11 protein-coding genes and 1 pseudogene are annotated in these 14,718 nt (G+C 56.3%); 9 read left to right on the forward strand and 3 right to left on the reverse strand.

Going from position 1 to position 14,718, the window contains the following annotated elements:
* The first annotated feature begins 312 nt into the window (after nucleotides 1-312).
* The 6 genes from AB4Y96_RS25090 (at nucleotide 313) to AB4Y96_RS25115 (ending at nucleotide 6,327) form a co-directional block, all read left to right on the forward strand.
* A complete protein-coding gene (locus tag AB4Y96_RS25090) occupies nucleotides 313-915 on the forward strand; it encodes a LysE family translocator (RefSeq protein ID WP_441920660.1) in 603 nt (200 codons plus the stop codon).
* 94 nt (nucleotides 916-1,009) lie between these two features.
* Entirely contained in the window at nucleotides 1,010-1,399 is a 390-nt protein-coding gene (locus AB4Y96_RS25095) for a hypothetical protein (protein WP_441920662.1), read from the forward strand.
* A 173-nt stretch (nucleotides 1,400-1,572) separates the two neighbouring features.
* Entirely contained in the window at nucleotides 1,573-3,450 is a 1,878-nt protein-coding gene (locus tag AB4Y96_RS25100; RefSeq protein WP_441920663.1) for a 5'-nucleotidase C-terminal domain-containing protein, read from the forward strand.
* Nucleotides 3,451-3,644: 194 nt separating this feature from the next.
* Nucleotides 3,645-4,694, forward strand: coding sequence for a ferrochelatase (gene hemH / locus AB4Y96_RS25105; RefSeq protein WP_441920664.1), 1,050 nt, complete (start codon nucleotides 3,645-3,647; stop codon nucleotides 4,692-4,694).
* Between the two features lie 133 nt (nucleotides 4,695-4,827).
* Entirely contained in the window at nucleotides 4,828-5,841 is a 1,014-nt protein-coding gene (locus AB4Y96_RS25110; protein ID WP_441920666.1) for an SPFH domain-containing protein, read from the forward strand.
* Nucleotides 5,842-5,865: 24 nt separating this feature from the next.
* The gene (locus tag AB4Y96_RS25115) at nucleotides 5,866-6,327 is read left to right on the forward strand and encodes an NfeD family protein (protein WP_441920667.1); all 462 of its coding nucleotides are present in this window, start codon (nucleotides 5,866-5,868) and stop codon (nucleotides 6,325-6,327) included.
* A gap of 149 nt (nucleotides 6,328-6,476) precedes the next feature.
* Here the strand turns inward: AB4Y96_RS25115 and AB4Y96_RS25120 are convergent.
* Nucleotides 6,477-7,376 (reverse strand): annotated as a pseudogene (locus AB4Y96_RS25120) (KpsF/GutQ family sugar-phosphate isomerase); the annotation flags it as partial.
* A gap of 237 nt (nucleotides 7,377-7,613) precedes the next feature.
* Here AB4Y96_RS25120 and AB4Y96_RS25125 point away from each other — a divergent pair.
* Nucleotides 7,614-9,293: an outer membrane beta-barrel protein gene (locus tag AB4Y96_RS25125; protein ID WP_441920669.1), complete on the forward strand. Its 1,680-nt coding sequence runs from the start codon at nucleotides 7,614-7,616 to the stop codon at nucleotides 9,291-9,293.
* Between the two features lie 256 nt (nucleotides 9,294-9,549).
* Here the strand turns inward: AB4Y96_RS25125 and galU are convergent, their stop codons facing one another.
* Complete coding sequence (gene galU, locus AB4Y96_RS25130; protein ID WP_091878258.1) at nucleotides 9,550-10,452, reverse strand: UTP--glucose-1-phosphate uridylyltransferase GalU; 903 nt, start codon at nucleotides 10,450-10,452, stop codon at nucleotides 9,550-9,552.
* A 278-nt stretch (nucleotides 10,453-10,730) separates the two neighbouring features.
* Here galU and AB4Y96_RS25135 point away from each other — a divergent pair, with 278 nt between their 5' ends.
* The gene (locus tag AB4Y96_RS25135) at nucleotides 10,731-11,957 is read left to right on the forward strand and encodes a lytic murein transglycosylase (RefSeq protein ID WP_441920671.1); all 1,227 of its coding nucleotides are present in this window, start codon (nucleotides 10,731-10,733) and stop codon (nucleotides 11,955-11,957) included.
* Between the two features lie 14 nt (nucleotides 11,958-11,971).
* Nucleotides 11,972-13,180, forward strand: coding sequence for an SGNH/GDSL hydrolase family protein (locus AB4Y96_RS25140; protein ID WP_441920673.1), 1,209 nt, complete (start codon nucleotides 11,972-11,974; stop codon nucleotides 13,178-13,180).
* A gap of 42 nt (nucleotides 13,181-13,222) precedes the next feature.
* Here AB4Y96_RS25140 and AB4Y96_RS25145 read toward each other — a convergent pair whose 3' ends face one another.
* A complete protein-coding gene (locus AB4Y96_RS25145; protein ID WP_091878263.1) occupies nucleotides 13,223-14,677 on the reverse strand; it encodes a glutamate synthase subunit beta in 1,455 nt (484 codons plus the stop codon).
* Nucleotides 14,678-14,718: the final 41 nt, after the last annotated feature.

The raw sequence follows: 14,718 nt of genomic DNA on the forward strand, positions 1-14,718 counted from the left end.
CCTCTGCCCTGTCGGGCATCTCCCCCACAAGGGGGGAGATCACATTGACACGAGCGCTTTCCCACAACCGGAAGCATTGCAGATTGTGCAAAGGCAGTAATACAGCTGATCTCCCCCCTTGTGGGGGAGATGTCCGACAGGACAGAGGGGGGTGAAAGTAGGAGAAGATACCATCTCGCCAACATTTAAGTATGCTGCAGAAGCACTCAACCACAAAACAATAGCCCTCTCCGCTACCCACTCACAATTGACAATATAACAATATGTACATATCCTCATATAAACAAATCATTATCTTTATGGGTGACTCTCATGAACATTCTCAATGTCGGGTTGTTTTCTCTCGCCGCGATTGTCCTGTTGGGCTCACCGGGCCCCGGCATTGCCGCCTTGATTGCTGTTGGCCGCGAAAAGGGCTTTGCCGGAGGGCTCGGGTTTTATGGTGGATTGCAGATCGGGCTTGCCCTTGCTGCCGGGATCAGCGCTGCCGGACTGTTTTCCATCATTCAGGCCATACCCATGGCAATGACCGCCATGACAATTCTGGCAACACTCTATCTGCTTTATCTTGCCTACAGCATCATTACCGCCCCGGTTGGCATGGATGCGGGCAGGCAAGATACAGGTTTTGCCGGAACCGCTCTTGGCGGCTTTCTTCTTGGAATCACCAACCCCAAGGCCTACATCGCCTTCATATCCCTGATGGCATCCTACCCTATCATCAACGCCAATAATTCCGCCGACGTGACCGTCAAATGGCTGGTCTGTATCATCGTGATGGTAGTCGTCGACATTCTCTGGCTATGGTTGGGCGTGATCATTCAGAAAGCCAATATGAAGCCCCGCTCCGAGCGTCTTCTCAATATCGCAATGGGCAGTATCATAGCGGGAACCACCATTATCGCCCTGATATGACCAGGCACCCCGCGCCAATTCATTAAACTTATATCTTGTTTTTGCTCGATTTTCGCGGCATTGAAGAAGGCAACCTCATCAGGAGATTGATCGGATGAAACGTATTTCACTGGCCTTCAGCGCAGCGACCATGGCTCTGGCACTCAGCGCTTGCCAGACAGGCCCTATCAGGGACAGCGGACCGGTGGAGGCTTCCCGCCCTGTCGATGCCGTGCAGGGCCAATGGTTTGATACTTCGGGCGTTGCCTTCTCCAACTTCAATGGCGGCGTTTTTGAAACCCGCGCCAATGACACCAAGGAAAAGCTGGCTGAAGGCAGTTACCGCTTTGCCTCTGCCAATCTGGTCGAGATCAACCTGCGCTCACTTGCCCGCGGCACACAGTCCAAGGTCAATTGCGCGCTCGTCAATCAGGGCCAGCTCAACTGCACGTCATCATCGGGCCAGCAATTCTCGCTGACGCGGCGCGGCGGCCAGACAGGCTGACAACACCTGGTCAGCCCTAACCACCCGGGCTGACCATCTTCCTATAGTTTAGCGGCGAAAACTGCCGCCATTCCCTTGCATGCCACGCCAACTAATGAAAGCATCGGCGCATCTGTCAGACAGGTGTCAACGACCGATGACAGCATCAGGCGATCTCAACAGGGGAACACTTCATGTCAAAAATCCTCGCCAGAATTCTGCTCACCACCTCCGCCCTCACCATGACGGCAGGAGCAGCGCTAGCCGACTACACACTCAATATTCTTCACATTAATGATTTCCACTCGCGGCAGGAATCGATCAACAAATATGATTCAACCTGCTCAGCTGAAGAGGAAAGCAAGAACGAGTGTTTTGGCGGCATTGCCCGGGTAAAAACCAAGGTTGATGAGCGCCGTGCAGCCCTGTCCAAGGATGGCGGCAACGTGATCCTGCTCAATGCCGGTGATGAGTTTCAGGGATCGCTGTTCTATACAACCTATAAGGGCGACGACACAGCCGAGTTCATGAACGGCCTTGGCTATGACGTCATGGCTCTCGGCAATCATGAATTCGACGACGGTGTGGATACACTGGCAAAATTCCTTGGCAAGGTGAAATTCCCTGTCATTTCGGCCAATACGCAGGCCGCAGAAGGCTCGCCAATATCAGGCAAATACAAACCCTATGTGATCAAGGAAATCGGCGGGCAAAAAATCGGCATTGTCTCGGTTATCACAACCGACACCGCTGACATCTCGACACCTGGACCCACTGTCAAGTTTGCCGACGAAATCGAAACTCTGAAAAAAGAAGTCGAGGCGCTCAAAGCCGAAGGCGTCAACAAGATCATCGCCCTCAACCATGATGGCTATGTCAAGGACAAGGAGATCGCCGCCGCCGTGGATGGCATCGATGTGATCGTTGGCGGCCACAGCCATACACTGTTGTCGAACACCGATCCGCAGGCCCTTGGACCCTATCCAACATTGGTCAAGGGACCATCCGGCCGTGATGTGCCCATCGTTCAGGCCAAATCCTATTCCAAATATCTCGGTGAATTGAAAGTGACCTTCGATGATGACGGCAATGTCATTAAAAGCGAAGGCGCGCCGATCCTGCTCGATTCCTCCGTTGTACCAGATCCCGCCTATCTTGCGCGGGTGAAGGAACTCGCCAAGCCGATTGAGGCCCTGAAAGCCCTGAAAGTGGCCGAATCCAGCGGCGTCATAGAAGCCGCGCGTGAAGTCTGCCGCGCTGTCGAATGCTCCATGGGCAACCTTGTTGCCGACGCCATGGTCGACCGGGTCAAGGATCAGGGCATGACCATTGCCATTATCAATGGCGGCGGTCTGCGCGCCTCCATCGACGCCGGTGATGTGACGATGGGCGAAGTGCTGACGGTCCTGCCCTTCCAGAACACATTATCGACCTTCCAGCTCAAGGGCGCTGATGTGGTGGTCGCGCTTGAAAATGGTGTCAGCCAGATTGATCAGGGTGCGGGCCGTTTTGCGCAGGTTTCCGGCCTCAAATACGCTTTCGACGTATCGAAGCCGGTTGGCCAGCGCGTATCAGCGGTTGAAGTGCGCGATGGCGACAATTGGAAGCCGATTGATACGGCGGCAACCTATGGTGTTGTCTCCAACAACTATATGCGGGCGGGTGGTGACGGCTACAAGATTTTCGCCACCAATGCTGTTAATGCCTATGATTTCGGCCCCGGCCTTGAAGCGGTGGTTTCCGATTATCTGGCCAAGAACACGCCATATAAGCCCTATACGGATGGCCGGATAACGGTTCTTGCCGCCGCAGCACAGACGGCACCCGCGGCAACTGATCCGGCCCCGCCGCTCAAGCCCACTGCAGAACCGGCCAAGCCTGTAGCTGCAGCCCCGGCATCTACCGCAGCCGCACCATCCACCTACACCATCAAGCGCGGCGACAATTTTTGGAACATTGCCAAGCAGGTTTATGGCAATGGTTTCGACTGGAAAAAACTGGCGGAGGCCAATCCAAAAATGATCGCCATGAAGCTGCCCATCGGCAGTGAAATGAAAATCCCGCCGAAATAGCCTCGGCTAGGACAAACAGTCCTAGGGGTGCTTTTTGAACCCGGTATAACTTGAATGTTGTGCCGGGTTCTTTCATATCTCGCCTGATTTTGTGCGTCGGATCGCAATTTACCCCCTATCGCTGCGTCTTTTCGCGCCCTTGCAATCCCGGCCTTCACCACYAGGTTCCAACCGCAAAGCAGGAGTTGAAAGAGATGACGATGTCTGGTGAGGTTGGTGTGGCAATCAAGAAGCCCGGCGACCATCCGCGCATCGAAACGTCAAAAATTGGCGTTCTTCTTGTCAATCTGGGTACACCAGATGGCACCGATGTCACCTCCATGCGCCGTTACCTCAGGGAATTCCTGTCAGACAAACGCGTCATCGAATGGCCGCGCGCCATCTGGCTGCCGGTGCTCTACGGCATTGTTCTGAACACCCGCCCGAAAAAATCCGGTGCCCTTTACGACAAGATCTGGAACCGCGAGCGCAATGAATCGCCGCTGCGTACCTATACCCGCGCGCAGAGCGAGAAGCTGGCGGCGGCCCTGTCATCGCAGCCTGATGTGATCGTCGACTGGGGCATGCGCTATGGACAACCCTCGATTGAGGAGGCTCTGCTGCGTCTCGATAGCCAAGGTTGCAAGCGCATCGTCATGTTCCCGCTCTATCCGCAATATTCGGCAACGACGACGGCAACCGTGAACGACAAATTCTTCGAAGCGCTGATCAAGATGCGCTTCATGCCGGCGACACGCACCGTGCCATCCTATCAGGATGAGGCTGTTTATATCGATGCCCTCGCCGTTTCCATCGAGAAGCATTTCGCCACGCTCGATTTCGAGCCGGAAGTGGTCATTGCCTCCTATCACGGCATCCCGCAAAGCTATTTCAAACGCGGCGACCCCTATCCCTGCCATTGCTGGAAGACGACGCGGCTGTTGCGCGAGCGGCTTGGTTGGGACGAGAAGAAGCTGATCACCTGTTTCCAGTCCCGCTTCGGTCCCGAAGAATGGATGCAGCCCTATACGGACAAGACAGTTGAAAAACTTGGCCGGGAAGGCGTGAAATCCATCGCTGTTTTCAATCCCGGCTTTGTGGCCGATTGTCTGGAAACGCTGGAGGAAATTGCCGTTGAAGCCGGAAAAACCTTCCGTGACAGTGGCGGCGTCAATTTCACCCATATCCCCTGCCTCAACGATTCCGACGAGGGCATGAAGGTGATTGAAGAGCTGGTCCGGCGCGAATTGCAGGGCTGGATCTGAACGGGCGGAACTCCTGTATAATTGGCGCTCAAGCCTTTCTGAGATCATGACTTTAGTCTATCTTGGCATCACCCCTGCAAAGGGCGATGATACGAGATGACATTGGTCCTGATGTCACGCAAGGGAGAGTATAATGCCGTTCAACGGTTTTGATTTTACCATTCCGGTACTGGTTGTTCTGGTGCTGGTTGTACTTTTCGCAGGTGTTAAAACCGTACCCCAGGGTTACAATTATACCATCGAGCGTTTTGGTAAGTATACCCGCACCCTTGCGCCCGGCCTCAGCCTTATCGTCCCGTTCTTTGATCGCATCGGCGCCAAGCTGAACATGATGGAACAGGTGCTCGACGTTCAGACACAGGAAGTCATCACCAAGGACAATGCCAACATCGCTGTCGACGGTATCGCCTTCTATCAGATTCTCAATGCACCACAGGCCGCCTATCAGGTCAGCGGATTGCAGAACGCCATTTTGAACCTCACCATGACCAATATCCGTACGGTCATGGGTTCGATGGACCTTGATGAGCTCCTGTCCAACCGCGATGCAATCAATGACCGCCTCCTGCGTGTGGTTGACGAGGCCGCACATTCCTGGGGCATCAAGATGACCCGCGTTGAGATCAAGGACATCAATCCACCCAAGGATCTGCTCGACTCCATGGCGCGCCAGATGAAGGCTGAGCGCGAGAAGCGTGCATTGGTTCTGGAAGCAGAAGGCAACCGCAACGCGCAAATCCTGCGCGCCGAGGGGCTGAAACAGGCGCAAATTCTTGAAGCTGAGGGCAAGCGCGAAGCTGCCTATCGCGAAGCCGAAGGCCGTGAACGTCTGGCGCTGGCTGAAGCCAAAGCAACCGAGCTTGTTTCGGCGGCGATCAGCAATGGTAACGTGCAGGCAATCAACTACTTCGTCGCCCAGAAATACACCGAGGCTTTCGGTAAATTTGCAACTAGTAACAACCAGAAACTCATTCTGATGCCGATGGAAGCATCGTCACTGGTCAGTACCCTCGGCGGCATCGGCGCCATTGCCAAGGAAGTCTTTGGCGATGCAGCCCAGACCACCGAGCGGGCAGCAAGCCCGGCACAGCCGGCGCGCGGACGCACCGTTCCGGGCACCACAGGTGGTTCCGGCCAGTCGTCGTAACCAACCAGCGGAGGAGTTGCACTGATGTTGGAACATCTCTTCTACGAACTCGGTCCCTGGAACTGGGTAGTGCTCGGCTTTGCCCTGCTTATTTTCGAAGTGGCAGCGCCCGGCATCTTCCTTCTATGGTTCGGTATCGCCGCCATTATCGTCGGCTTCCTGACAATCCTCGTGCTTGGACCGCTATTCGCCATTGGCTGGCAGATCCAGATCATCCTGTTTCTGGTTTTGTCGGTGATTTCGGTGTTCATCGGGCGGCGGTTCATGGGCGCAACCGATGTGCCCACGGATGAACCGCTGCTCAACCGGCGCAATGAACAACTGATTGGCCAGATCGTCGTGCTCGAAGAGGCAACGGTCAACGGGCGTGGACGCGCACGGATTGGCGACAGCCTCTGGCGTGTCAAAGGCCCTGACCTTGCCGCTGGCAGCAAAGTGAGAATTACCGGAACCGATCAGGGAACGCTGACGGTGGAAGCGGCTTGAGTTAATTGCGCGATGGTGGTTCGTGGTTCGTGGTTCGTGGTTCGTGGTTCGACAAGCTCACCATGAGGGAAAGTGTGGATGCAATGCTATTCACAAAGATTGCAGAATAAAGCTCCCCTCATCCTGAGCCTGTCGAAGGGCCTCATGGTGAGCAGCGCAAGAGCCGCACTTGCGAGCATGCTTGTCGGCACGGTTTTCGGATTGCGCGTCATCACTTCCTCAACCTTCATGCCCACCAGATTGCGGTGAAGGTTGCGCGACAGATCGCCATCGGTGATGATTCCGGCCAGCGAGCCATCATCATTCTGCACGGCAATACAGCCAAAGCGCTTGTCCGACAGCACCTTCATGGCATCGGGAATGGAGGTTCCCAGCGGAACCAGCGGAATCTGGTCACCGCGATGCATGATCTCGCGCACATGGGTCAGGCTCGCGCCCAGCGATCCGCCCGGATGGAATGTCTTGAAATCAATAGCCGTGAAACCCCGCGCCTCAAGCAGAGCGATGGCAATCGCATCCCCTACGGCCAGTTGCACCAGCGGCGATGTGGTCGGCGCAAGCCCATGCGGGCATGCTTCGGTAATTTTTGGCAGCAACAGCACCACGTCTGCGGCCGTTGCCAGTGCCGAGTTTTCACCCGCCGTCAAGGCGATAAGCGGAATACGGAACCGTCTGGAATAGCTGACGATACCTTTGAGTTCTGCCGTATCACCCGACCAGGAGATGGCGAGAATGGCATCGTCACTGCCAATCATGCCGAGATCGCCATGATTGGCTTCGGCTGGATGCACGAAAAAAGCGGGGGTGCCCGTCGAAGCAAAGGTCGCTGCAATCTTGGCACCGATATGGCCGCTCTTGCCGACGCCCGTTACGATAATTCTGCCGCGCACCGCTGCAATGCTCTCAACAGCCCGAGCGAAAGCATCAGCCAGATTTCCATCCAGCGCTTCGCGCAATGCGCTCAGCCCGTCTCTCTCGGTTGAAATTGTCCGCTTTGCTGAATCGATCGCTGCGGATTTGTCGAGTTTGGTGTCGTTTATTGCCTGCATGGCCAGAACCGTTAGCGCTTTGCTGGCGCGCTGTCCATTTTTTGTTGTGAGCAGGTCCTGAAACGCCCTCACCCTCAGGCCCGGAAACCAGTCATTAACCATGACAGTTTACCCTCCGGAAAGGTTCGAACTCATTGGCAATGCTCATTCATGCATCATTGGCACCCACGCATCGAAGCACCGCCCTGCAGCGGCAGCTTCAAGTCTGTGATCAACTTCTGTCTGTGGACAGGGTTGATGAGCAGCGTTGCGTTTGCCTTAAGCGGAACAGCTTTTGCCCAGCAGGCGACGCCTTTGCGCGGGCCTGTGGATGAAAATGTCCTGCAAACTCAACAGAATACCCCGCCCCGCCCCGCCACTCGTCCGGCAGCAAATTCATCCACGCCGACGCCTGCCTCCAGCAACAATGATGGCATTCCGTCCACGCCCTATCAGCCTGTCAGCCCCGGTGCCTTGCCCGATGATGATGCGGGCAATCTTGGTCTGAACGGCGTACCGGTGAATGACGGCTCGCCGCCATCCGGACCTGTGGATAACAGCGGCGGTCTCAACCCTCCGCCCGCCACGGTGCCCGCCGAGATCCCGATTCCCGCCGACCGCGCGACAGCGGCAACCCAGCGAACCCGCCCCGGCCAGCGACCACTGCGACCCGGCCAGACACCCGATGCGCTGACAACCGGTGCGCTGGAAGACGAGACAACTGGCAACCCCAAGGCGCAACGCGCCGACAAGGATAATTTGCCTGAAGCCGCAATCGAGCGCCGCTTCGTCAAGCCGGACCCTGAACCCTTTGCGCCGCTTGGCATCAGGGCGGGCACTGTCACGCTGCGTCCATCCATCTCGCAAGGTATTCGCGCCACGACGAATGCTGACGATAGTTCCGATGGCAAAAGCGCTGTTCTGTCGGAAACCCGGCTGCGCATGCGCGCGACCACCGATTGGTCGCGCCATTCTGCCTTTCTCGATTTTGACGGCACCTACGACAAGACGATTTCCGGCGAAGACTATTCGGCACCAAATATTGGGCTGCGCGGCGGCTTCAAGCTTGATCTTGGCGAACGGACAACCGTAACGGGCGAAGGCGGCTACCGCTACCGGCAGGAAGATGCCAGCGCACCAACAGCCGTTATCGGCGCATCGAACCGGCCCGCCGTGCAGGAACTCGATGCCACATTGGGCGTGCGGCATGAATTTGGCCGGTTCTTCGGCGAGGTAAAGGGCAAAGTCGACCATACAACCTATGGAAAGGCGGAATTTCCTGACGGAACGACGATCAGCCAGAAGGACCGCGACAATACCTTTGCCAGCATCGCTCTGCGTGGTGGCTTTGAAATGTCACCGGCTATCAAGCCGTTCGCCGAAGTTGAAATCGGCAAGCTGATGTATGATCAGACCGAGGACTCCAACGGGTACCGCCGCTCCGGTTTGCGCACCGCCCTGCGTGGCGGCATCGAGGCGGATTTTGGCGAAAAACTTTCCGGCGAATTGGCCCTTGGCTATCTGCGGCAGGGTATTGATGACAACAGGCTATCGGATGTGGATGGTGTCAGCGTTGACGGGGCAATCAAATGGTCGCCGCAGCGCGGGACAGTTGTTAATCTTGGCCTGCTGACCCGCGTCGAGGGCGCGACAGCTCCCAATGATAGCGGCTCGATCTTTTATGAGGGAAGGCTCGGCATCAAACGCCAGATCCGCTCCAATCTGAGCGTCAATGCGGAACTCACCGCATCCCTGCGTGACAACAAGGATGGCAGTGGTCTCGACAAAGGCTTTGGGGCGGAGGTCGGTGCAACCTACTGGTTCAACCGTTTCCTTGGGCTTGATGTGAGCGCCCGCCACCGCATAACGCGCAGTGAGGTCGATACCCGCCAGACCACGGAAAGCAGTGTTTATATGGGGCTGACGCTGCAGCGGTGAGGTTGGCCTGTCGGCGCAGAAGGCACCACCGGCGCGGCAGCGGTGGGGATGAGACATTCACCCCCCTCTGTCCTGTCGGACATCTCCCCCACAAGGGGGGAGATCAGCTTGTATATTCGTTTCAACCAACCTTCAGCGTTGCAGTTTACGCGAAAGCCTTCATGTCGATGTGATCTCCCCCCTTGTGGGGGAGATGTCCGACAGGACAGAGGGGGGTGAAATACGAGAGGAAATCAAATGCCCCTCTTGCAATCTCTCAATCCTTGCGCGGTTGAATTGTCTTCAGCATGTTGCCGATATTGTCGATAACGCCATTACGAATGTCATTGCGCCACAGCGCAAACGCCACATTGGCCTCGACAAAACCTTCCTTGGAGCCCGTATCATAGGTGCGCCCACGGAAGTGATACCCGAAGAAATCCTGCTGCTTGGCCAGCTTCAACATCCCGTCGGTCAGCTGAATTTCATTGCCCGCACCGCGCTCCTGATGTTCCAGAATATCAAAAATCTCCGGCTGCAGGATATAGCGGCCATTGATATAGAGATTGGACGGCGCAGTGCCCTTGGCCGGCTTTTCGACCATCTCGGTCAGCTCGAAACCGTTACCGACATCCTTGCCCTTGCCGACAATACCATATTTGTGGGCTTCCTCAGGATCGCATTCCTGCACGGCAACAATATTGCCACCAGCCTGATTGTAGAGTTCCACCATATCGGCGAGGCAGCCCTTCTTCTCCGGCTGCATGATCATATCGGGCAGAAGCAGCGCGAAAGGCTCGTCGCCGACGATATCGCGGGCGCACCATACCGCATGGCCAAGTCCCATCGGCACCTGCTGGCGGGTAAAGCTTGTTGTTCCCGGTCCCGGCTGAATACCCTGCAATTCGTCGAGCAGCGCAGTCTTTCCGCGTTCGGCGAGCGTCGCGTAAAGTTCGTACTGCGCATCAAAATAATCCTCGATAACCGCCTTGTTGCGGCCGGTTACGAAGATGAAATGTTCTATCCCGGCCTCGCGGGCTTCATCCACCACATACTGAATGACCGGCTTGTCAACAACCGTCAGCATTTCTTTGGGAATGGATTTGGTGGCCGGAAGAACGCGGGTACCAAAACCGGCGACTGGAAGAACGGCTTTGCGGATTTTTTTCGCTGTGGTCACAATATGCTCCCCATCTCTGCACTACATTCAGTTAACATTGGTAATGGACATTTGAACCGCAAAGAATGAAAATAGTTTGTGCGGCGCAATAAACATTTTTTTCGCTTGGTAATGTTCGCGCATGAATGGCCAAATATTAGGCACTTTGTCTGAAGAAAACCCATTCACATGAACGAAATGGCGCCCGCCCGCCACGCATGGTAAACTAATTCCTAACTTTGATGTGCGTAATTTATCGTTTGACCGGAATAGGTGGCAACACAGTTCAAGGAGACAACATGTTTGAGAGTCCGTCGGCTTTCGCAAAGCGCATCATGATTTTGGCCGCAACCGCGAGCCTGGCTTTTGCAGTAACGGCGACGAACGCCTCCGCCGATGCAAAATTCCAGGGCTGGATTGCAGGCTTCCGTACCACTGCCATGCAGAGCGGCATTTCCGCATCAACGTTCCAGCGCGCCTTTGCCGGTATCACGGAAATTGATCCTGAGGTCCTGCAGAAGGCTTCATACCAGCCGGAATTTGTTGCTCCTGTCTGGGATTATGTTGACAATCGCGTCAATGAACATTCCATCACCACCGGCCGCGACATGGCGCGCAAATACAGCCGCTGGCTCAGCTCCATTGAGAAAAATTACGGCGTTGACCGCAATGTTCTCTTGGCGATCTGGTCCATGGAGACCAATTACGGCGAAGCCATGCAGCGCCCTGACATCATGCGCGATGCCGTGCGTTCGCTCGCGACCCTTGCCTATGCCGACCAGCGCCGGGCAAAATATGCACGCACGCAGCTGATTGCTGCCATGAAAATCCTGCAGACTGGCGATATTGACCGCAGCCACCTGACCGGTTCGTGGGCTGGGGCGCTTGGCCATACGCAGTTCATTCCCACCAGTTATCTGGCCTATGCCGTGGACATGGATGGCAATGGCAAACGTGATATCTGGACCTCCATTCCCGATGCGCTGGCGACAGCCGCCAATCTTCTGGCCAAGAACGGTTGGGAATCAGGCCGGACCTGGGGCTATGAAGTCACACTGCCAGCCGGACGCAAATTCCCTGCCGGTTCGCGCACGATGGCGGAATGGCAGAGCCTCGGTGTTGTCAGGGCCAATGGCAAACCCTTCCCGCGTGGCGGCGAAAAGGCCCAGCTCAAGGTTCTTGACGGCCGTGAAGGTCCTGCCTTCCTGATGACCAAGAATTTCTCGGTACTCAAGAACTACAACAATGCTGATAAATACGCGCTTGCTGTCGGTCTTCTCGCCGATCAGATCGGCGGCGCACCGGCCCTGCGTCAGGACTGGAATCGCCCCTTCACACCAATATCGATGAAGGAGCGCGAAGAATTGCAGACACATTTGCGCGCACTGGGCTATTATGATGGCGAAGTGGACGGAAAAATCGGCTCGAGCTCGCGAAATGCCATTCAGGCATTCCAGAAGCGCATGGGCCTTGATCCGGATGGTCATCCCAGCAAGGAAGTATTGACCGTTATCCGCAAGCGATAAGGTTTGGAACTGTCATGGACACAATGAAGCGACCGGCTCTGATTCGTTGCCTTGTTGTGTCCATATCCCTCGGTGCCGCTGGCGGACTTGTATTTACCGATATTGCCGCCGCACAGCAGCGCACCCTGCTCGACATGCTGTTTGGTCAGCGCCGCGAGGTCTATCGCGAGAACACCGACCGGATGATTTTCGACGAAAACAACCGTCCGACCCGTCCATCCAAGAATCGCACCACCAAGCGGGCCGAACGACCCAAGCCACAGCCCGCAGCACCCGCGAGTGAAAACACGGCTCCAACGGCCGAACCCGTCATTCCGTCAAAACTGACTGACGCCAAAACCATTCTTGTTGTGGGTGACTTCATGGCCAGTGGCCTTGCCGAGGGCCTCGACGCGGCATTCATGGATTCGCCCGGCGTGCGCGTGGTCGACAAGAGCGACGGCTCCTCGGGCTTTGTGCGCAGCGATCACCGCGATTGGCCTGCGACGGTTGGCAGCCTGATTGATGCGGAAAAGCCTGCCGTCGTTGTTGTGATGATCGGCGCCAATGACCGCCAGCAATTCCTCAACGGACCGGCCTTGCAAAGCGAGGAATGGGCCAAGCAATATCAGGCACGGATCAAGGCATTTCTGGAAGCCGTCAAGAAGTCGGGCCACCCCATCGTCTGGGTTGGGCAACCCTCATTCAAATTCAAGAACATGACGAATGACCTGCTCGCGTTCAACGAGCTTTATCGCAGCGCGACCGAAAAGGCCGAGGGCAAGTTCGTCGATGTCTGGGAAGGGTTTGTTGATCAGAGCGGCAGCTTTACGCTTTCGGGTTTTGACGTATCGGGCCAGACCGCGCGCCTGCGCAACAATGATGGTGTTGGATTGACCACCGCAGGCAAGCGCAAGCTCGCCTTCTATGCGGAAAAGCCACTGCGGCAGATGCTTGGCAATGCGACATCACCCGCCATTGCTGCGATCAAACCCGGCTCGCCGGTGCAGGCACTGCCTGAAACACCGCAGGCGCCCGTGAAGATTGATCGCATTGCACCAATTAGCCTCAGTGACCCGGAACTGGATGGCGGAACTGATCTCTTGGGCGCGGCCCCAAAAGGCACGGCAGCCGATAAATCCGCACAGGACAAATTGCTGATCGAGGGATCGGCACCGGACGCCCAGCCTGGCCGTATCAATGATTATTCCTGGCCCAAAAAGCCAGACGCGGCGACGAAATAGCAGCGGCCGACCCTTTCCTTTTGAGGAAAGGGTCTAGAGCTTTTATCGCGGCAGAACCGACGTGCCCATCAGCGCTTCATCGATGGACTGCGCTGCCTGCCTGCCTTCACGGATAGCCCAGACGACCAGCGACTGGCCACGGCGGATATCGCCCGCCGTGAAAAGCTTGTCGACGCTGGTGCGGTAATCCTTCTCATTGGCGCTAAGCGAGCGATTGCCGCGACGATCCGCACGCATCTCCAGCGCATCGCCGAGTTCCTTGACCACGCTTGTTTCGAACGGACCGGAGAAACCAATGGCAATGAATGCCAGATCCGCCTTGATATAAAACTCCGTACCGGCGATGGGCTTGCGCGCTTCATCGACTTCACAGCATTTGACATGGGTCAGCGTGCCGTTTTCACCGATGAATTCAAGCGTTGCCACCTGGAATTCGCGATCCGCACCTTCTGCCTGCGAGGAAGATGTGCGCATTTTCGTTGCCCAATAGGGCCAGACGCTCAGCTTGTCTTCCTTTTCCGGCGGTTGCGGGCGGATATCAAGCTGTGTGACCTTGACCGCACCCTGACGGAATGCTGTACCAACACAATCCGAAGCTGTATCGCCGCCGCCAACCACAACCACGTGGCGGCCTGAGGCAACGATTGGATCGCTCGGCCATGCCACCGATTCGATGTTCTCGCGGCCAACCCTGCGGTTCTGCTGCACGAGATAATTCATCGCATCATGCACACCTTCAAGTTCGGCGCCCGGAATACCCGCCGGGCGGGGTGTTTCCGCGCCGCCGCAATAAAGCACCGCATCATAGCTATCGAGCAGTTCCTGCACCGGCTTGTTGATACCGACATTGACGCCATAGAAGAAGGTAACGCCCTCGCCTTCCATCTGCGCCACGCGGCGATCGATGAAGTGCTTTTCCATCTTGAAATCAGGGATACCATAACGCAGCAGGCCACCGGCGCGGCTTTCGCGCTCATAGACGTGCACTTCGTGGCCAACACGGGCAAGCTGCTGCGCAGCGGCCATTCCTGCGGGCCCCGACCCAATGATCGCTACGTTCTTGCCTGTTTTGGAAGCAGCAGGCTGCGGAATGATAAGGCCCTTTTCATAGGCCTTGTCGGAAATCGCCTGTTCCACCGTCTTGATGGAAACCGGCACATCTTCGAGGTTAAGCGTGCAGGCTTCCTCGCATGGTGCGGGGCAAATGCGGCCAGTGAATTCAGGAAAATTATTGGTGGAATGCAGGTTGCGGATCGCCTCATCCCAATTGTCGTTGTAGACGAGATCGTTCCAGTCAGGAATCTGGTTATGCACCGGACAGCCCGTCGGCCCATGGCAGAATGGAATGCCGCAATCCATGCAGCGTGCCGCCTGCTTCTTCACCTCGCCATCGGTCATGGGAATGGTGAATTCGCGGAAATGGCGAATGCGGTCAGACGCTGGCTGATACTTTCCGACCTGTCGGTCGATCTCTAGAAAACCTGTAACCTTACCCATAAAACTGCTCCCCTCACCCTTGGAGGACCACCCATTCCCAA

It is taken from the genome of Phyllobacterium sp. TAF24, assembly GCF_052113785.1.
GTDB lineage: Bacteria > Pseudomonadota > Alphaproteobacteria > Rhizobiales > Rhizobiaceae > Phyllobacterium.